At 70.5% G+C, this 19,405-nt stretch carries 17 protein-coding genes and 1 tRNA gene; 11 read left to right on the top strand and 7 right to left on the bottom strand.

The genetic code is table 11. The features are described 5' to 3' along the window. Nucleotides 1-2 precede the first annotated feature (2 nt). Genes ACFZA2_RS10875 through rsfS form a run of 5 tightly spaced genes read left to right on the top strand, consistent with a single transcriptional unit; the run spans nucleotide 3 to nucleotide 3,629 of the window. On the top strand, nucleotides 3-1,262 hold the full coding sequence (locus tag ACFZA2_RS10875; RefSeq protein WP_391404390.1) for a glutamate-5-semialdehyde dehydrogenase: 1,260 nt from the start codon (nucleotides 3-5) through the stop codon (nucleotides 1,260-1,262). Nucleotides 1,263-1,317: 55 nt separating this feature from the next. Beyond that, on the top strand, nucleotides 1,318-1,542 hold the full coding sequence (locus ACFZA2_RS10870; RefSeq protein WP_315995610.1) for a hypothetical protein: 225 nt from the start codon (nucleotides 1,318-1,320) through the stop codon (nucleotides 1,540-1,542). A 10-nt stretch (nucleotides 1,543-1,552) separates the two neighbouring features. Continuing rightward, entirely contained in the window at nucleotides 1,553-2,149 is a 597-nt protein-coding gene (nadD, locus tag ACFZA2_RS10865) for a nicotinate-nucleotide adenylyltransferase (RefSeq protein ID WP_136585537.1), read from the top strand. Next, nucleotides 2,146-3,252 carry a hypothetical protein gene (locus ACFZA2_RS10860; RefSeq protein ID WP_391404386.1) on the top strand — a complete coding sequence of 369 codons (1,107 nt, stop codon included), beginning with the start codon at nucleotides 2,146-2,148 and terminating at the stop codon, nucleotides 3,250-3,252. The genes nadD and ACFZA2_RS10860 overlap by 4 nt, the downstream gene beginning before the upstream one ends. Further along, a complete protein-coding gene (gene rsfS / locus ACFZA2_RS10855) occupies nucleotides 3,249-3,629 on the top strand; it encodes a ribosome silencing factor (protein WP_391404383.1) in 381 nt (126 codons plus the stop codon). The genes ACFZA2_RS10860 and rsfS overlap by 4 nt, the downstream gene beginning before the upstream one ends. A 241-nt stretch (nucleotides 3,630-3,870) precedes the next feature. Here rsfS and ACFZA2_RS10850 read toward each other — a convergent pair. The 5 genes from ACFZA2_RS10850 to ACFZA2_RS10830 all read right to left on the bottom strand — a co-directional run bounded on the left by ACFZA2_RS10850 (nucleotide 3,871) and on the right by ACFZA2_RS10830 (nucleotide 7,531). Then, nucleotides 3,871-3,943: transfer RNA gene (locus tag ACFZA2_RS10850), tRNA-Ala, on the bottom strand. A gap of 42 nt (nucleotides 3,944-3,985) precedes the next feature. Further along, entirely contained in the window at nucleotides 3,986-4,897 is a 912-nt protein-coding gene (locus ACFZA2_RS10845) for a 3-methyladenine DNA glycosylase (RefSeq protein ID WP_391404380.1), read from the bottom strand. Then, complete coding sequence (locus ACFZA2_RS10840; RefSeq protein WP_391404378.1) at nucleotides 4,894-5,604, bottom strand: SOS response-associated peptidase; 711 nt, start codon at nucleotides 5,602-5,604, stop codon at nucleotides 4,894-4,896. The genes ACFZA2_RS10845 and ACFZA2_RS10840 overlap by 4 nt, the downstream gene beginning before the upstream one ends. A 209-nt stretch (nucleotides 5,605-5,813) precedes the next feature. Next, on the bottom strand, nucleotides 5,814-6,845 hold the full coding sequence (locus tag ACFZA2_RS10835; protein WP_391404375.1) for an App1 family protein: 1,032 nt from the start codon (nucleotides 6,843-6,845) through the stop codon (nucleotides 5,814-5,816). 5 nt (nucleotides 6,846-6,850) lie between these two features. Then, nucleotides 6,851-7,531, bottom strand: coding sequence for a DedA family protein (locus ACFZA2_RS10830; protein ID WP_391404372.1), 681 nt, complete (start codon nucleotides 7,529-7,531; stop codon nucleotides 6,851-6,853). 42 nt (nucleotides 7,532-7,573) lie between these two features. On the opposite strand from ACFZA2_RS10830, the gene ACFZA2_RS10825 reads away from it, so the two are divergent. From ACFZA2_RS10825 to holA, 5 genes are all read left to right on the top strand, one after another. After that, entirely contained in the window at nucleotides 7,574-8,815 is a 1,242-nt protein-coding gene (locus ACFZA2_RS10825; RefSeq protein ID WP_391404369.1) for an anthranilate synthase component I family protein, read from the top strand. A 65-nt stretch (nucleotides 8,816-8,880) separates the two neighbouring features. Continuing rightward, complete coding sequence (gene leuS / locus ACFZA2_RS10820; RefSeq protein WP_391404367.1) at nucleotides 8,881-11,454, top strand: leucine--tRNA ligase; 2,574 nt, start codon at nucleotides 8,881-8,883, stop codon at nucleotides 11,452-11,454. Nucleotides 11,455-11,706: 252 nt separating this feature from the next. Further along, nucleotides 11,707-12,327: a helix-hairpin-helix domain-containing protein gene (locus ACFZA2_RS10815; protein WP_391404364.1), complete on the top strand. Its 621-nt coding sequence runs from the start codon at nucleotides 11,707-11,709 to the stop codon at nucleotides 12,325-12,327. Nucleotides 12,328-12,329: 2 nt separating this feature from the next. Continuing rightward, nucleotides 12,330-14,630, top strand: coding sequence for a ComEC/Rec2 family competence protein (locus ACFZA2_RS10810; protein ID WP_391404361.1), 2,301 nt, complete (start codon nucleotides 12,330-12,332; stop codon nucleotides 14,628-14,630). A 94-nt stretch (nucleotides 14,631-14,724) separates the two neighbouring features. Next, on the top strand, nucleotides 14,725-15,762 hold the full coding sequence (gene holA, locus ACFZA2_RS10805) for a DNA polymerase III subunit delta (protein WP_391404358.1): 1,038 nt from the start codon (nucleotides 14,725-14,727) through the stop codon (nucleotides 15,760-15,762). A gap of 600 nt (nucleotides 15,763-16,362) precedes the next feature. Here holA and rpsT read toward each other — a convergent pair. Then, a complete protein-coding gene (rpsT, locus tag ACFZA2_RS10800; protein WP_136585549.1) occupies nucleotides 16,363-16,623 on the bottom strand; it encodes a 30S ribosomal protein S20 in 261 nt (86 codons plus the stop codon). 115 nt (nucleotides 16,624-16,738) lie between these two features. Then, nucleotides 16,739-17,464: an alpha/beta fold hydrolase gene (locus ACFZA2_RS10795; RefSeq protein ID WP_391404354.1), complete on the bottom strand. Its 726-nt coding sequence runs from the start codon at nucleotides 17,462-17,464 to the stop codon at nucleotides 16,739-16,741. A gap of 86 nt (nucleotides 17,465-17,550) precedes the next feature. Between ACFZA2_RS10795 and lepA the strand changes: the two genes are divergently transcribed. Beyond that, nucleotides 17,551-19,395: a translation elongation factor 4 gene (lepA, locus tag ACFZA2_RS10790; RefSeq protein ID WP_136585551.1), complete on the top strand. Its 1,845-nt coding sequence runs from the start codon at nucleotides 17,551-17,553 to the stop codon at nucleotides 19,393-19,395. Nucleotides 19,396-19,405 lie beyond the last annotated feature (10 nt).

Below are 19,405 nucleotides of genomic sequence, written 5' to 3'. Positions count from 1 at the left end.
CCATGACCGTGATCGCCGCCTCCGTCGACGAGCGCCTGCGTCTGGCCAAAGACGCCGCGCGCGAGATCGCGCTGCTCGACTCGGCGCGCAAGAGCGCGCTGCTCGTCGCCGTCGCGGACGCCATCGACGAGGCCTCCGCCGAGATCGTCGCGGCCAACGCCGACGATCTCGAGCGCGGTCGGACGGATGCCATCGGCGAGTCGCTGCTCGACCGTCTACGCCTCGACGCGGGGCGCGTCGCGGCGCTGGCCGCCGCCGTCCGCGCGGTCGCCGAGCTCCCCGACCCGGTGGGTCGCGTGCTCGACACGCGCACGCTCCCCAACGGTCTCGCGCTGCAGAAGGTCGCCGTGCCGTTCGGCGTCGTCGGCTCGATCTACGAGGCGCGCCCGAACGTGACCGTCGACATCGCGTCGCTCGCGCTGCGTTCGGGCAACGCCGTCGTCCTGCGGGGCGGTTCGGCGGCGCAGAGCAGCAACGCCACGCTCGTCCGGGTCATGCGCGAAGCACTGAGCGCCCAGGGCGTCGACCCCGAGGCGATCCAGAGTGTCGACGACTTCGGGCGAGACGGTGCGCGTGCGCTCATGAATGCTCGCGGTCTCGTCGACGTCCTCGTGCCGCGGGGGAGCGCATCGCTCATCGAGACCGTGGTCACCGAGTCCACCGTCCCCGTGATCGAGACCGGCGCGGGCGTGGTGCACGTCTTCCTCGACGCCACGGCGCGAGACGACTGGGCGCGCGACATCGTCCTGAACGCCAAGGTGCAGCGGCCGAGCGTGTGCAACGCGGTCGAGACGGTCCTCGTGCATCGCGACGCCGCCGACCGTCTGCTGCCCGAGCTGCTGGCATCCCTCTCCGACGCCGGGGTGACCGTGCACGGCGACGACGCCACCCGCGCGCACGACGACCGAGTCGTGGCCGCCACCGACGACGACTGGGCGCGCGAGTACGGGACGCTCGACCTCGCGGTGCGCGTGGTCGACGACCTCGACGAGGCTCTCGCGCATATCCGTCGCTATTCGACCCAGCACACGGAGTCCATCGTCACGGCCGACCAGGCCGCCGCCGACCGGTTCCTGGCGGAGGTCGACTCCGCCGTGGTGCTCGTGAACGCGTCCACGCGTTTCACCGACGGAGGCGAGTTCGGCTTCGGCGCCGAGGTCGGCATCTCCACCCAGAAACTGCACGCCCGCGGACCCATGGGTCTCGCCGAGCTCACGAGCACCAAGTGGCTCGGGCGCGGCGACGGCCAGGTGCGCGCCTGACCGCCTAAAATGGCAACGCGCGTCACGATGCGCGGATCTTTCGAACGGAGCACTGATGACTTTCGTGTCACTTCTCGCCCAGGCCGCTGAAGAGGGCGCCCACCACGGGGGCAACGTCCAGGCCTCGACCTTCTGGTACGGCGTGGTGGCCTTCGTCGTCTTCGTCTCGCTGAGCCTGGTCACGCTGTCGTACCGCAACGTGTCCAACCGTCACGCGCACAAGGCCGCGGCCTACACGCAGAAGCACGGCACGCCCACGCCCGAGGCCCACGGCCACTGAGGGCCACCGTATGTCGGTGACGCGCGCCCCTCGTATCGGGGTCATGGGTGGGACGTTCGATCCCATCCATCACGGTCACCTCGTCGCGGCCAGTGAGGTCGCGCAATCGTTCGATCTCGACGAGGTCGTCTTCGTGCCCACGGGTCGCCCCTGGCAGAAAGACGACGTCACCGAGAGCGAGCATCGCTATCTCATGACGGTGATCGCGACGGCATCCAATCCGCAGTTCACCGTGAGCCGCGTCGACATCGACCGCGCGGGCCCCACCTATACGATCGACACCTTGCGCGACCTGCAGGAGCAACGCCCCGGCGCCGAGCTCTTCTTCATCACCGGAGCCGACGCGGTCGCGCAGATCCTCAGCTGGCGCAATCACCAGGAGCTGTGGGACCTGGCGCACTTCGTCGCCGTCTCGCGTCCGGGTCATGTGCTCACCACGGAGGGACTCCCCTCCGAGAACGTGAGCCAGCTGGAGATCCCGGCGTTGTCGATCTCGTCCACAGACTGCCGCGCGCGTGTGCGCCGAGGACACCCGGTGTGGTACCTCGTGCCCGACGGCGTCGTGCAGTACATCGCGAAGCATCACCTCTACCGGAGTAAGGCATGAGCTCTTCCGAGACCCCAGAGACGCCCGCCCTGACCCGTCGTCAGCTGCGCGAGCTGCGTCAAACCGGCGCGACCCCGATCATCCCGCCGCAGCCCGAGGGCGAACAGGCTCCGGATGCCGAGACCTCCGCACCCGCCGAGGTCATCGACGCAGTGCCCGCCGCCGCGGGCGACGAGCCGACCGCCGGTTCCGCGGATGATGTCGTGGGCGACGGCGCCGTGGGCGCGCCCGCCGAGGAGCCCGCCGTCGAGAACACGCCGGTCGAGGAGGCCCCCGTCGAGGACGAGGCCTCCATCCCGGCAGCCGCCGAAGAGCCGGCAACCCCCGCCCTGCGGCCCGCCGTCTTCGACTCGCCCTTCGCCGACGCGGGCGCCGAGTTCGGCGTGTCGGGTCTGACTCGACGCCAAGCGCGCGCGCAGGAGAAGATCCGCACGGCGGCCGTTCCGATCATCAGTTCCGACCTCGAGCCCGCGCAGCCCCGCCAGGCCGCCCCGCAGGCCCCGGCCGCCGAGGAGACCGCGCTTCCCGCGATCTTCCGTCCCGCCGCCTCCGAGACGGATGAGAACCCGGTCGCGGCGACCGAGGAGGCGCCCGCGCCGTCTGTGGTCAATCCGGCACTGGGCTCCGACCTGCTCGACGGGCAGACGCCCGACATCAGCCTGCCGGCGTCGTTCGATCAGCTCATCTCGCGCAACACCGGCGCCACGGGCACCGTCTCCACCCCGAACGCACTGATCCTGTCGCAGACCCCGACCGGCGTGCCGCTGGTCGGCCCCATCAACGGCACGGGCGAGATCATGATCACCGGCACCTTCGCGCTCCCCGAGGGGCTCGGATCCGTCGGCCACGCACCCGGCACCACCGACGGCCGTGACGCCGACGCGGTGCTCCTCGACGGCGAGCTCCCGCCCGCCTCGTCCCCCACGCCGATCGCCGCCAGCGCCGCGATCAGCACCGTCAAGCAACCGGGCGAGATCATTCGCCCCCCGGCGCCCGAGAAGGGGAGCAAGCTCCTCGTCGGCCTCATCATCACGACCGGCGCCCTCGCGCTGGCGGTGGCCGTCACTCTCGTGCTCGCCTTCACGACAGGAGTCTTCCGATGACAGCCACCGACAACGGGCGGGAGATGGCGCAGATCGCCGCTCTCGCCGCCGACTCCAAGAGCGGCGACGACATCGTCGCCCTCGACGTGTCCGAGCCCCTTCCCCTCGTCGACGTCTTCCTGCTCGTCACGGGCCGCAACGAGCGCAACGTCGCGGCGATCGCCGACGAGGTCGAGGAGAAGCTGCTCGAGGCCGGCCACAAGCGCCTGCGCCGCGAGGGACGCCAGGAGTCCCGCTGGGTCCTGCTCGACTTCGGTGATCTGGTCGTGCACGTGTTCCACGAGGAGGAGCGCGTCTACTACGGTCTCGAGCGTCTGTGGAAGGACTGCCCGGTCATCCCGATCGAGCTGCCCACCCCCGCGACCGCGTCCGAGTGACCACGCCGCGAACATCGCCCTCTGCCGATCGGCAGGGGGCGTTTTCGTGTGGCCGGGGCGGTGGCCTCCGAAACGCCCCGGATCGGCATCCGGATCCCGGCATCGAGATCGGATGCCGGGATCCGGATCGCCCCGATTCCCGAGGCGTCCCGGGAATCTGTGCGGCGGGGAGAAGGCGATCGGCGGGAACGCCGCCGCAACGACGAAAGCCCCCGCCGAAGCGGGGGCTTTCTCTACCGGGTGGACCTGAGGGGACTCGAACCCCTGACCCCCTGCATGCCATGCAGGTGCGCTACCAGCTGCGCCACAGGCCCGTATTTTTTGTTTTCCGCCCCGTTTGAGGCAACTCCATGAGCTTACAACACGGATCGCAGACGAGGAAAATCGGCGCCGCCGGGCGTGTCGTCGGATGACGTCACGGCAGCCAGCAGTCGCTGTCGCAGCTCCTGACCACGGGCGCTGAGTGCGCGCTGTCGCGCGACGTACGCGGCTTTTCCCTTCGGCGTTTCGATGGCCACCGCGTCGTAGCCCCAGTCGGTGAGGTCGTACGGCGACGCTTCCATGTCGAGGGTGCGGATGTCGCGGGCGAGTGCGAACGCGTCGAGGAGCACGGAGCCGGGGACGAGAGGGCCGAGCTTGACCGCCCACTTGTAGACGTCCATGCCGGCGTGCAGGCAGCCCGGCTGCTCCCACTCCGCCTGATCGTCGCGCCGCAGCGTACGGCGGTTGAGCGGCACGGCGTCGGGGGTGAAGAACCGGAACGCGTCGAAGTGGGTGCACGTGAGGTCATGCGCGTCGACCACCGCGTCGGTGCCGGCACGGCCCAACCGCAGCGGAACGGCATGGCGCACCTCGTCGGCACGGTAGGCCATCGCCCACTCGTGCAGACCGAAGCACCCGAACTGCGGGGCGCGATCGTGCGTCGCGCGCAGGAGGTTCACGATGCCGCGGTACATCGAGCCCCTGTCGGCGCGGAAGCCGGCGGCATCCACGCGCACGTCGTCGCCGTCGGCGCGGTACCAGCGCCAGGAAGTGCGTTCGGTCGCGTCTCGCAGGATCACGCCCGGTCCCGGATGCCACCGCCGCAGGATCGCGGGCTTGTACGAGTAGTACGTGAACAGGAAGTCCTCGACGGGGTGCTTCTCGCCGCGGCTCGCGCGAGCGCGGTGCGCGGCGGTCATCGCGTCCGCGCGCTCAGCGTGGGCGGAGGCCAACGGCATCCACTCGTCGCGGGTGAGGACCGCGTCGGTGTCGATGGTCACGGTCATTCGACGGGGGCGATGAGCTCGGGGGAGTCGTTGCGCACGTTGCCGACCGCCGACGACACGACGTGGTCGTCGAGCGTCTCGGCCACGTCGGGGGCCGCATCGATCGCGGCGTCGAGGATGTCGCCGACGTTCTCGGTGGTCGGGTCGAGCCACGCATCGGCGACATCGGGGTCCATGAACAGCGGCATGCGGTCGTGGATCGAGCCGAGGCGGCCGATGGAGTCGCGCGTGAGGATCGTGCAGCTCAGCACCCACCGTGCCGGATCGTCCTCGGCGCGGGCGGGGTCTTTCCACCACTCGTAGAGTCCCGCGAAGAACAGCGGCGACCCGTCGGCGGGGTGGATGTAGTGCGGCGTCTTGCCGGCCTCGGTGGTCTTCCACTCGTAGTACCCGGATGCCGGGATGATCGCGCGCCGCTTGATGAGCGCGTTGCGGAACATCGGCTTGTCTTCGACCTCTTCGCTGCGGGCGTTGAAGGCCCGCGCGCCGATCTTCAGGTCCTTCGCCCAGCCCGGCACGAGACCCCAGCGGGCCACTTCGAGGCGGCGCACCGGCGGCTCGCTCTTGAGCGAATCGAGCACGATGGCCACCGGCGAGGTGGGGGCGATGTTGTACGACGGCCGAGGCAGGTCGTCGGCCTCGACGTCGACGCGCAGCACCCCCACGAGTTCACTGGCGACATTGGCCACGACGAATCGACCGCACATACCTCCACCGTACGCGGACCCTCCGACATCGGCGCGACCCTCACCCTTCCCGCGCTCTCGGCGGAGCGCAGAGCCGCGCGCATCCGACGATCTCGCGACGTGCGGGTTCTCGGCACACCACCGGATCGCCGTGACCACCCCCGGGACGCCGCCGAGGCTGCGCGACTCCTCGAGGTTCCACAGGGCGCGGGGCGCCGCGGCATCCGGGATCAGGCGTCGCGGGAGATGACGCCGACGTCCTCCAGGCGGTCGAGCAGAGCGGCCCCGTCGGAGCCGGTGACCCACGGCACCTCGGCCGCGGAGTGATCGTCGACGACGGTGCGACCACCGGCCAGCACGGCCTCGGCGGGCAGGAGGCGGCGGATCGCGACGGCTTCGACGTTTTGCGGGTGCTCGATGGCGAAGCCGGTGTAGATGGCGTCGTCGTGCTGGCCGTCGTCTCCGACCAGCAGCCACTTCACGTGCGGGAACTCGGCGGCGAGGCGGCGCAGGTTGAGCTCCTTGTGGTCGCGGCCGCTGCGGAACCAGCGATCGTGCGTCGGACCCCAGTCCGTGAGCAGGAACGAACCCGCCGGGAACAGGTGACGGCGCATGAACCGGGTGAGCGTCGGGGCGACGTTCCACGCGCCCGTCGAGAGGTACACCACGGGCGTACCCGGGTGCTCGCGGGTGAGACGCTCGAGCATGACCGCCATGCCGGGGACGGGCTGTCGCGCGTGCTCGTCGACGACGAAGGAGTTCCACGCCGCCAGGAGGGGGCGGGGGAGAGCCGTCACCATGACGGTGTCGTCGATGTCGCTGACTACGCCGAAGCGCACGTCGGAGCCCACGATGAAGACGCGGACCTCCGCCGGGGTGCTGCCCTCGACCGACATCGTGACCGTCTGCCAGCCGGGCTTGAGCGCGGCGGGGAGCTTCGCGTCGATGACGCCCCCGCGATCGGCGGCGACCTGGTGCGTCACCCCGTCGATCACGACGGTCACGTGCGCGAAGCCCACCGGAACAGCCGCGAAGCTGCGCCACCCGCGGAGGCTCTCGAGTTCACCCGTGGGGGTGCGCTTGGTCGGCGGGGCGATCAGGACGCGGCCCAGGACGCGCACCCATTCCTCGGTGCCGTAGCCGGGGAAGCCCGTGACGGCGGGACGGAGGCCGCGGGCGCGTGCGCGTCGTTCGCGCCAGCGGTGGAAGCGGCGCTCCAGTCGGGCGAACCAGAGCACTTTGGCGCGAGGGTTGCGAGGCATCCGCCTCAGTCTTTCACGTCGCCGTCCGCGGATTCCAGGACGTGCCCGTCATCGGTCAGGTGACGATGTTCCATCCGTTCGATGACCTTCTTGCCCACGAAGACCAGTACGAGGAAGACGACGAGGATGCCGACGAAGACGTAACCGGCGTAATGGATGCGGTCGCTGAGCTCGCGGTAGGTGCCCGCCGCCCCCGCGGCCACCGTGACGTAGAGGCTCGCCCAGACGACGCACGCGGGCGTGGTCCACGCGAGGAACCGGCGGTAGCTGTACCCGCTCATCCCCACCGTGAGGGGGACGAGGGAGTGCAGTACGGGGAGGAATCTCGAGAGGAAGATGGCCGGCCCCCCGCGCCTGCGCAGGTAGCGGTCGGCGCGGTCCCAGTTGCGCTCGCCCAGCTTCTGCCCCAGGCGCGACGCACGGATGCGCGGGCCGAAGTACCGCCCGAGCCAGAAGCCGAAGCTCTCGCCGATGAGCGCCCCCACCACGATCGCGGCGGCCAGCACGACGCCCTCCAGCGGAGAGGCGACAGCCGTGCCGGCGACGATGACCATCGTGTCGCCGGGGACGATGAGGCCGACCAGCACGCTCGTCTCGAGCATGACCGCCAGACCGGCGATGACCGTACGCAACACGGGGTCGACGTTCTGGACGACGTCGAGCAGCCACGTGAGGATCTCGTTCACCTCCCTCAGCCTAGAGCCGCCCGGCACGCCTAGCCTGGGAGCGTGCCCCACTCCGCCTCTCCATTCACCCGGCACGCATGGATCGACCCCGAAGCGGTGTTCCTCCACCTCTTCGCCACGGCCGCTCACGCGTTCTGGCTCGACGCCGGAGTCGATGCCGAGACGGGATGGAGCTGGATGGGGGCCGGGAGCCCGGCGGGGGAGGCCGGCCCCTCCGGCGTCGATGCGGCGCGGGCGAGCGCACCCGACGATGACGGGGCCGGCGCCTTCCGCGGGGGATGGGTCGGCTGGCGCACGTACGAGGGCGACGGGGCGTGGCTGCGCGTGGACGCGTTCCTCGCGTTCGACCACGCCTCCCGCCGCCTCTTCGTCTTCGGCGACGCGGCGGCTGCGGAGCGGCTCGCCTCCGTTCCCCCCGCCGACCCCGTTCCGGACGCGTCGGCCCGGGCGGTGGCATCCGCGCGTGTCTCGCCCGACCGGTACGTCGAACTCATCCACGCGTGCCGCGAGCGGATCCGCGAGGGCGACGCGTACCAGCTGTGCCTCACCACCCGGTTCACCGTGCCGGGAGCGGTCGATGCCCTCGACGTGTTCCGCCGTCTGCGCCGGGCGTCGGGGTCGCATCACGCGGGATTCCTGCGGCAGGGCGGTACCGCCCTCGCCAGCGTGTCACCCGAGCGCTTCCTCACCGTGCACGACGGAGACGTGCACACGCACCCGATCAAGGGCACGCGGCGCCGCGCCGCCGATGCCGAGACCGACCGGGCGCTGGCCGAGGAGCTGCGGACGGATGCCAAGGAGCGCGCCGAGAACGTCATGATCGTCGACCTGATGCGCAACGACCTGTCGCGCGTGTGCGAGCCGTCGACGGTCGGCGTCGATCGCCTGCTCGAGGTGGAGACCTACCCGAGCGTGCACCAGCTCGTGAGCGAGGTGTCGGGGAGGTTGCTGCCCGGAACGACGATCGGGGAGCTGCTGTCCGCGACCTTCCCGGCCGGGAGCATGACGGGCGCCCCCAAGCAGTCGGCGATGGACATCCTGGCCGGGCTCGAGGGAGCGCCCCGCGGTGTGTACTCCGGCGCCTTCGGCTGGGTCGGCGACGACGGTTCCGCCGACCTCGCCATGGTCATCCGCAGCGTCGTCGTGGAACCGGATGCCGCCTGGGTCGGCGCCGGCGGCGGCATCACGTGGCGTTCGGTCGCGGCATCCGAGGTGGCCGAAGTGGGGCTCAAGGCCCGCAGTCCGCTCGCCGCGCTCGGGGCCGACGTCCCGCCCGGGTGGTGACCGGGACTCCGATAGCCTGGGAGCCGGCCCTCGTGGCCTCCCGACCTTCACGATTGGCTTCACCCGTGTCTCAGAATTCCGCAGCAGACCCCCGCGAGGGGGGCTTCGACACCCACGCCATCCAGGCGAAGTGGCAGCAGGCTTGGGCCGAGAAAGACCCCTTCCGCGCCGGTGGCGACGACGACACGCGCCCGCGCAAGTACGTGCTCGCGATGTTCCCCTACCCCTCGGGCGACCTGCACATGGGTCACGCCGAGAACTACCTCTACTCCGACATCGTGGCGCGCTTCTGGCGCCACCGCGGCTACAACGTGCTCAACCCCATCGGGTGGGACTCCTTCGGCCTGCCGGCCGAGAACGCCGCGATCAAGCGCGGCGCCGACCCCGTCGAGTGGACGTACGCGAACATCGACCAGCAGAAGGCGAGCCTGAAGGACTACGGCGTCTCGTTCGACTGGAGCCGGGTGCTGCACACGAGCGACCCCGAGTACTACCGCTGGAACCAGTGGCTGTTCCAGAAGCTGTACGAGAAGGGCCTGGCCTACCGCAAGGACGCCCTCGTCAACTGGGACCCGGTGGATCAGACCGTGCTCGCCAACGAGCAGGTGCTGCCCGACGGCACGAGCGAGCGCAGCGGCGCCGTCGTGGTGAAGAAGAAGCTGACGCAGTGGTTCCTGCGCATCACCGACTACGCCGACCGTCTGCTCGACGACCTGAACCAGCTCGAGGGCTTCTGGCCGAGCAAGGTCATCCAGATGCAGCGCAACTGGATCGGTCGCTCGGTCGGTGCCGACATCGAGTTCGAGATCGAGGGTCGCGCCGACAAGATCACGGTCTTCTCCACGCGCCCCGACACGCTGCACGGCGCGACGTTCTTCGTCGTGGCGCCGGAATCCGATCTCGCGGCCGAGCTCGCGGCATCCGCTGATCAGGGGGTGCAGGAGACGTTCCGCGCCTATCTGGAGCAGGTGCAGCGCGCGACCGACATCGAGCGTCAGTCGACCGACCGGCCCAAGACGGGCGTGTTCCTGGGGCACTACGCCGTCAACCCGGTCAACGGCGAGAAGCTGCCGATCTGGGCCGCCGACTACGTGCTGGCCGACTACGGCCACGGAGCGGTCATGGCCGTGCCCGCGCACGACCAGCGCGACCTCGACTTCGCGCGCGCCTTCGACCTGCCCGTCAAGGTGGTCGTCGACACCAACGCGCCCGTCACCGGGGCGATCCCGGTCATCGAGCTGGATGCCGACGGCGTGCCGATCGATCCGCTCGGCGACGTCGATGACCTCGACCCGGTCAAGACCGGGGTCGCGCTGACCGGTGACGGTCGCATGATGAACTCGGGTTCGCTAGACGGCCTGAGCAAGCGCAACGCGATCGCCCGCATGATCGAGGAGCTCGAGGCGAAGGGCGTCGGCCGCGCGGCCAAGACGTACCGCCTCCGTGACTGGCTGATCTCTCGCCAGCGCTACTGGGGCACGCCGATCCCGATGCTGCACGGTGAGGACGGCTCGATCACCCCGGTCCCCGCCGACCAGCTGCCGGTGCGCCTGCCGTCGGTCGAGGGTCTCGACCTCAAGCCCAAGGGCACCTCGCCCCTGGGGGCGGCGACCGAGTGGGTGCAGGTCACCGATCCCGAGACGGGGCAGACGCTACTGCGCGACCCCGACACGATGGACACCTTCGTCGACAGCTCCTGGTACTACCTGCGCTTCCTGTCGCCGAACAACGAGACCGAGGCGTTCCCGACCCGCGAGGCGTCGAAGTGGGGTCCGGTCGACTTCTACATCGGTGGCGTCGAGCACGCGATCCTGCACCTGCTGTACGCGCGTTTCATCACCAAGGCGCTGTTCGACATGGGCCTGGTGGAGTTCACCGAGCCCTTCTCGAGCCTCATCAACCAGGGCATGGTCATCCTCGACGGCGCGAAGATGTCGAAGAGCAAGGGCAACCTGGTGCTGTTCCAGGAGGAGCTCGACGCCCACGGCGCCGACGCGCTGCGCGTCGCGCTCGCCTTCGCCGGCCCGGTCGAGGACGACAAGGACTGGAACGACGTCTCGACCACCGGTGCGGCGAAATTCCTCGCCCGCGCCCTGCGCATCGCGCACGACGTCGACAGCGAGACGGACGTCGTCTGGGCCGAGGGAGACGCGTCGCTGCGCCGCGTGACCCACCGCCTGCTGGCCGAGGCGCCGAACCTCATCGAGCAGACGAAGTTCAACGTCGTCGTCGCGCGCCTCATGGAGCTGGTCAACGCCACGCGCAAGGCGATCGACGGCTCCGCCGGCGCGAGCGACCCCGCTGTCCGCGAGGCCGCCGAGGTCATCGCGATGACCCTCGACCTCTTCGCCCCGCACACCGCGGAGGAGATGTGGCAGACGCTCGGCTACGAGGGCTTCGTGGGCCTCGTCACCTGGCGCCAGGCCGACCCGACGCTGCTGGTCGAAGACACCGTCACCGCCGTCGTGCAGATCGACGGCAAGGTGCGCGGCACGCTGCAGGTCTCGGCCAAGATCGGCGCCGACGAGCTGGAGAAGCTCGCCCGCGCCGACGAGAAGGTGCTGCGCGCCCTGGGCGACCGCGAGATCGTTCGCGCGGTTGTGCGCCCGCCGAAGGTGGTCAGCTTCTCGACGAAGTGATCGTCGCCTCCGGATGCCACGTCCTGACGCTCCGCGGAGCGTGGGGGCGTGGCATCCGGTGCTCTCGGGGTGGGGGCATGAGCCGTGGCGCTTCGTGAGCGGGTGAGCGGGCCGGCGTCGATACAGTAGCGGCGACGCCATCGGGGAACTCCCCCTCAGGCGGTTCCTCCCCACGGGGCGGGATGGCGGGCTCGTCCACGGATGCCGTCGGCGTGCCCACTCGGGAACGGTGCTCCTGCCTACCGTGAGCGCATGACCGCCCGTCCCGTGCAGACCCCGGATGCCGACTCGTCCGGTGCGCGCCGGAAGCTCGGCGTCGGTGCGGTCATCGTGCTCGTGCTGGCGGCCTTCGCCATCACCATCGGGATCGGGATGTTCCGCGCAGCGACCGGGGCCGAGACCATCACGCCCGGCCCGTCGCCGTCGCGCAGCGCGGTCGCGCCCGTCCCGTCCGGCATGTACGTCCATGTCGCCGGTGCCGTCCGCCGGGCGGGGCTCTATCGGCTCGATGCCGGTGGCCGGGTGGCTGACGCCGTCGCGCTGGCCGGCGGGTTCGCCGACGACGCGGACCGTGACGGCGTCAATCTCGCCCGTACGGTGACCGACGGGGAGCAGATCGTCGTTCCGGTGGCGGGTGCCGCTCCGGAGACGGGCGCGCCGGCGACCGCGGGAGGCGCGAACACCCTCATCGACCTCAACACGGCCACGGCCGAGCAGCTCGACACCCTGCCGCGGGTGGGGCCCGCGATGGCCGACCGCATCATCGCCTGGCGGACGGAGAACGGACGGTTCACCAGCGTCGACGACCTTCTGTCGGTGCCGGGCATCGGCGACAAGATGCTGGCCGCCATCCGCGACCTGGTGCACGTGTGAACGTGAGGCGGGCACTGCTGCGGCGGTCCCTGCGGCCGGTCGCCGTGGCGGGGGCCACGTGGGCGGCGGCCGCGGCGGCGACCGTCCTGACCGATCCCGGCCTTCTCGCGGCGGGCCTTGCTGCGGCCGCGGCCGGAGCGGTGGCGCTTCTCACCCGGGTGCGGCATCCGATCATGGTCGTCGCCGCGGTCGCGCTCGGCTGCGCGGGCGCGTCGGCCGGCACGGTGGCGTCCCTCGTCCCCACGCGCGAGGCCGTCGCGCATCTGCAGGTGGAGGGCGGGCGGCATCTGCGCGTCACGGCGACCGTGACGGGACATCTCGCCCGCACTTCCGAGGGCGGGGCGTGGGCGGATGCGACGGTCTCGCTCGTCACTGCGGGCGACACCGCGGTGCGCGGGCTGATCCCGGCCCGGATCGGCCTTGACCCCGAGACCCTGGACGACGCCGCTGCACTCGGGCCCGGCAGCGAGCTCGTCGTCGCGGGAACGGGTATCCCCACGGATCCCGCCGACCGCGCGATCCTGGCGCTGCGGGTGACCGAGGTCGAGCGGGCGGCCGCGCCCGAGGGTCTCTGGGCGACATTCGAACAGCTGCGAGACGGGCTGGTCGACTCGACTCGCGGCCTGCCGCAACCGGGGGCGGGCCTGATCCCGGGACTTGCCGTCGGAGACACCTCCAGCCTCGACAGCGCCACCGAAACCGCGATGAACGCCGCCTCCCTTTCCCATCTGACGGCGGTGTCGGGTGCGAACTGCGCCTTGGTCGTGGGGTCCGCGTTCGGTCTCCTCTCCCTGTGCGGGGTCGGCCGCGGCATCCGGGTGGTCGGCGCGCTCACCGTCCTGGCCGCGTTCGTCATCCTGGTCACACCCGAGCCCAGCGTCGTCCGAGCCGCGGTGATGAGTGCGATCGCGCTGCTGGCGGTCGCCCTGGGGCGACCGGCCGTCGGCATCGCCGTGCTGGCGGGGGCGACGACCGCGCTGCTGATCGCGGACCCGTGGCTGTGCCGATCGCTCGGCTTCGCCCTGTCGGCCGCGGCGACCGCGGCCCTGCTCGTGTTGGCGCGCCCGCTCGCCGACGGTCTCGGGCGATGGATGCCGGTACCCCTCGCTCTGGCGCTGGCGGTGCCCTCGTCGGCTCAGGTCGTGTGCGGCCCGCTGATCGTGCTGATCGACCCCCACGTTCCGCTGCTCGGGGTGGTGGCGAACATGCTCGCCGATCCGGCCGCGGCGCCGGCGACGATCGCGGGGGCGCTCGCATGCATCGCCCCCATCCCCTGGTTGCGCGATGGTCTGACGGCGCTGGCCTGGATCCCGGCCGCCTGGATCGCCGCGGTCGCGCACACGACCGCCGGTGTGCCCGCGCAGAACCTGCCGTGGCCGGACGGGACCACGGGTGCCGCGCTTCTGGCCGTCGTCGGTGCCGCGATCATCGTGGCGATCGTCCGCCCTCAACGGGTGCCGCGCCTGACCGCCGTTGCGACGGCGATGGTCGCGGTCCTGGTGGGGGTGGCCGGCGCCACGGGAACCGTGCGCTCCGTGGCCGGGCCGCTCACCGTCCCGGTGGATTGGCAGGTGGCCATGTGCGACGTCGGGCAGGGCGATGCCACGTTGTGGCGGTCCGGTACAGCGGTCGCGCTCGTCGACACGGGGCCGGACCCGCAACCGCTCGCGGACTGTCTGCAGACCCTCGGCATCGCGCGCCTCGACCTGGTCGTGCTGACGCATTTCGACAAGGACCACGTGGGCGGGTCGGCAGCGGTCGTGGGCCGAACCTCGCTGGTGCTCCACGGCCCCCTGGGAGAGTCGACCGATCAGAAGCTGCTCGACCGCTTCTCTGCCGGTGGGGCGCGGCTCCTCGCCGCCACGATGGGGATGACGGGCGAGGTGGGCGACACGCGGTGGCAGGCGCTCGGGCCCCTGCCCGCAATGGAGCCGGGAAACGCCGCGAGCGTCGCGATCGACGTCGCCGGCGAGAACTTTCCGCGTACCGTTCTGCTCGGCGACCTCGGCGCCGAGCCGCAGGCGGCGTTGCTGCGCCGCATCGAGCTGCCGCAGGTGGAGATCGTGAAGGTGTCCCACCACGGTAGTGCCGACCAGGACGCCGAGCTCTACCACCGGTTGCACGCTGCCGTCGGGCTTATCGGCGTCGGAGCCCGCAACACCTACGGACACCCGACCGCGCGTCTGCTCGACATCCTGCAGAAGGAGGGCACAATCGCGGCACGGACGGACACCGGCGGAATGCTCGCCGTCTGGCATGACGATGACGGACGACTCGCGCTATGGCGCCAGCGCGAGGCATGACCGGACCGGCGCCCCTTCGGCGTTCGACCCGGGCCCGACACGCGCCGAGACGCTGACCGATCACGGTGTCCGAGGCGATCGATAGGCTGGGGGAGTGACCCCGGCCCCTCGACGTGCAGCGCCCGCCAAGGCCAAATCGGCCATCCCGCAGGTGTCCTGGCGTGCCCCGCAGCCGGCGCCCATCGTGCTGGTCTCCGGCCCCGAAGAGGTCTGCGCCGAGCGTGCCATCGCCGGCATCCGCTCCTTGTTGAAGAGCGAAGACCCGAGCCTCGAGGTCACCGACATCCGTGCCGACGACTACGCCGCCGGCACCCTGCTCTCCGTCACGTCACCGTCGCTCTTCGGCGAGCCGCGTCTCGTCCGCGTCAGCGGGGTCGAGAAGTGCAGCGACACGTTCCTCACCGAGGCCGTGTCGTACTTGTCGCAGACGCAGGAGGGCGCCACGGTCGTCCTGCGCCACACCGGCGCGAGCGTCCGCGGGAAGAAGCTGCTCGACGGCATCCGCGCGGGTCAGGGGAGCGGCATCGAGATCGCCTGCCCCGCCGTCAAGCGCGACTCCGATCGCTTCGACTTCGCGGTCGGCGAGTTCAAGGCGGCCCAGAAGCGCATCGCCCCCGTCGCGCTCCGCTCGCTCGTGTCCGCTTTCGCCGATGACCTCACCGAGCTCGCCGCCGCATGCCAGCAGCTCATCGCCGATGTGCCGGGCGACATCGACGAGCGCATCGTCGAGCGCTATTACGGCGGGCGCGTCGAGACCTCGGCGTTCACCGTCGCCGACACGGCCATCGCCGGGCAGTACGGCCCGGCGATGCTCGCGCTGCGGCACGCCCTGGCATCCGGAGCCGACCCCGTGCCGCTCGTCGCCGCTGTTGCGATGAAGCTGCGCACCATGGCGCGGGTCGCGGGGACGCGCGAGTCGTCGTCGGCCACCGCGCAACGCCTCGGCATGAAGGACTGGCAGGTCGACCGCGCGCGCCGCGACCTCGTCGGCTGGACCGGCAACACCCTCGGCATGGCGATCCACGCCACGGCGCGTGCCGATGCCGAGGTCAAGGGCGCCTCGCGCGACCCCGTGTTCGCGCTCGAGCGGATGATCACCGTCATCGCCACGCGCGCGCCGTACGGCGACTGAGGCGGCGCCCGGCGTCGAGGCTCCCGTGAGCAAGCGCCTCAGACACGGGCGACGACAGCGCATCGTTCGGAGACAGGTCCGATCCGGCCGGGGTGCCCCTGTCACGGACCGATCTCCTGTCCTCGAGTGCGAGGCGCGTCGGCACCCGATCACGCCCGCGCGATGTGCCGCGCCAGGAACGTCGCCGCCCGGAGCGTGAGTCGCGGCTCCGCTCGCCGCAAGTCGCGAACCACGACCACCTCCTCGTCATCCGGTGAGGACACCGCCCGCGCCCACCGGAGCGCCGGTTCCGGAGGCTGCCCACCCGCCGGCATCTCACCGCCGAACAACTGCACGAGCCGGGACCGTGGATCCTCCCGGTCGCCGAAGACCTTCGCCGCTCGTTCGCTCTGCATGCTGCACCTCCCGGCATCCACGCTACGAACGCCGGTGCGCGGGTGCCTCCGCCGCAAGGAGGAGATCGCGCACGCACCGGCCTCGATATGCCGCGGACATCCCGGACGCGACGAGACCCCCGAATGCGCTGCACCGAACCTCTCACTCCGGAAACGACGAAGCCCGCCCCGCTGAAGCGGGACGGGCTGTCGAAACGGCTGCGGCTCAGAGAGCGTTGACCTGCTTCGCGATGGCCGACTTGCGGTTCGCGGCCTGGTTCTGGTGGATGACACCCTTGCTCACGGCCTTGTCGAGCTTCTTGCCGGCGAGGACGAGCGCCTTCTCGGCGGCTTCCTTGTCACCGGCCAGAACGGCCTCGCGGGTGCGACGCACGTGCGTCTTCAGCTCGCTCTTGACGGCCTTGTTGCGCTCGCGCGCCTTCTCGTTGGTCTTGTTGCGCTTGATCTGCGACTTGATGTTCGCCACGTCGACGGTCTTTCGTTTGAGTGAGTGTTGGAAGTGCCGGTCGAGCGGTAGAGGGGCGCTGTACCGGCGGTCGTGGAGGTCGGGAAAAACCCCACACGCAAGCCAAGAGACGAGTCTAACAGGTCGAGGTCTCGACCGTGGTGAGCGCCACCTCGAGCAGCGCGTTGAACACGCGGGGCCGCATCGCCGTAACGAGGTGGGTCGTGCGCGGGACCACGATCAGCTCGGCATCCTTCGCGATCGACGTGAAGAGCTTCTCGTTCACGCGCAGCTGGTCCCACTGCCCGTTCACGAACCACAGCGGCACCTCGATGCGCCGCAGCGCCGCGAGCAGGTCGAGCACCGACAGCGACGCGAGAGCGGTGTCCTGCGCGTCGAATGCGTAGCCGCCCGCGCCGAAGTCCGGCCGCGTCTCGGCCGGGAGCGTGCGATCGAGCACCCGGTTGGTCAGACCCAGGCCGCGGTCGGGCAGGCTGTCGAATCGACGCGCGAGGAACCGATACGCGGCGAGCCCCACCCCGCGCGGGATCGAGGTGCAGGACGCCGCGATGAACGCCGCGACCGGCGGCGGGTCTTCGCGCCCGACGTATTCGATCGACAGCAGACCGCCCATCGAATGGCCCACGAGCAGCACGGGACCGCGGGTCGCGGCATCCCGGACCGCCCGATCGATCGTCGCGAACGCCTCGTCGAGGGTGAACTCCTCGCCCCGACGCGTGCCGTGCCCGGGCAGGTCGACGGCGGTCACCGGGGTGCCGCGCTGCTCGAGGTGGGCGACCTGCGCGCGCCACATGGTCGCCGACGTGCGGATGCCGTGCACGAGCACGACCTGGACCGCCATGGCATCCACCTTAGAAGCGCCGTCGAGGCGCAGCCTGAGCGTCCGCGGACGGCGATGTCGGCGCGCCACCGTACAATCGACGGAACATGTCACCGCGCGCCCTGAAGCCCCTCGAGCCGTCCGCCACCCCGCCGGCGCAGATCCGCAACTTCTGCATCATCGCCCACATCGACCACGGCAAGTCGACGTTGGCCGACCGCATGCTGCAGATCACCGGCGTCGTCGCCGACCGCGACATGCGCGCGCAGTACCTCGACCGCATGGACATCGAGCGCGAGCGCGGCATCACCATCAAGTCGCAAGCGGTCCGGATGCCGTGGTCCACGGCCGACGGCACGTTCGCCCTCAACATGATCGACACCCCCGGTCACGTCGACTTCACCTACGAGGTGAGCCGTTCGCTGGCCGCATGCGAGGGCGCGATCCTGCTCGTCGACGCCGCTCAAGGCATCGAGGCGCAGACCCTCGCCAACCTCTACCTGGCGCTCGAGAACGATCTGACGATCATCCCGGTGCTGAACAAGATCGACCTCCCCGCCGCCGACCCCGACAAGTACGCGGCCGAGCTGGCGGGTCTCATCGGCGGCGACCCCGCCGACGTGCTGCGCGTCAGCGGCAAGACGGGGATGGGCGTCGAGGAGCTGCTCGACCTCATCGTCGAGAAGATCCCCGCTCCCGTCGGCGTGGCGGACGCGCCCGCGCGAGCGATGATCTTCGACTCGGTCTACGACGCCTATCGCGGCGTGGTGACCTACGTCCGCATGATCGACGGGGCACTGCAGCCGCGCGAGCGTCTGCAGATGATGTCGACCGGCGCGACCCACGAGGCGCTCGAGATCGGCGTCTCCAGCCCCGAGCCGATCCCCACCCAGGGGCTCGGCGTCGGCGAGGTCGGCTACCTCATCACCGGCGTGAAGGACGTGCGCCAGTCGAAGGTCGGCGACACGATCACGACGCACCGCAAACCCGCCACCGAGGCTCTCGCGGGGTACACCGACCCCAAGCCCATGGTCTTCTCGGGTATCTACCCGATCGACGGCAGCGATTACGCCGAGCTGCGCGAGGCCCTCGACAAGCTCAAGCTCTCCGACGCCTCGCTGCAGTACGAGCCCGAGACCTCCGTCGCGCTCGGCTTCGGGTTCCGTTGCGGCTTCCTCGGCCTGCTGCACCTCGAGATCATCACCGAGCGCCTCTCACGCGAGTTCGGTCTCGATCTGATCACCACCGCTCCGTCGGTGACCTACGAGGTCACCACCGACACCGGCGAGACCGTGTCGGTCACGAACCCGAGCGAATACCCCGACGGCCGCGTGGCCTCGGTCTCGGAGCCGATCGTCAAGGTCGGCATCCTGCTCCCGAAGGACTACGTCGGTACCGTCATGGAGCTGTGCCAGTCACGCCGCGGCACGCTTCTCGGCATGGACTACCTCAGCGAAGACCGGGTCGAGCTGCGCTACAACATGCCGCTCGGCGAGATCGTCTTCGACTTCTTCGACCACCTGAAGTCGCGGACGCAAGGCTACGCGAGCCTCGACTACGAACCGGCCGGGTCACAGACCGCCGATCTGGTGAAGGTCGACATCCTGCTGCAGGGCGACAAGGTCGACGCGTTCAGTTCGATCGTGCACCGCGAGAAGGCCTACAGCTACGGCACGATGATGGCCGAGCGGCTGCGCAAGCTCATCCCGCGCCAGCAGTTCGAAGTGCCCATCCAGGCCGCGATCGGTGCGCGCATCATCGCGCGCGAGACGATCCGCGCGATCCGCAAGGACGTCCTCGCCAAGTGCTACGGCGGTGACATCACTCGTAAGCGCAAGCTCCTCGAGAAGCAGAAGGAGGGCAAGAAGCGCATGAAGATGGTCGGTCGCGTCGAGGTCCCCCAGGAGGCGTTCATCGCCGCGCTCTCCGGCGACGTCGAGGCCAAGAAGTAGAACGCACGCA

The organism is Microbacterium sp. NPDC007973 (assembly GCF_042958465.1).
GTDB lineage: Bacteria > Actinomycetota > Actinomycetes > Actinomycetales > Microbacteriaceae > Microbacterium > Microbacterium galbum.
Note: the sequence above shows the minus strand (reverse complement) of the source record. Positions and strands in the feature narration are given on the sequence as shown.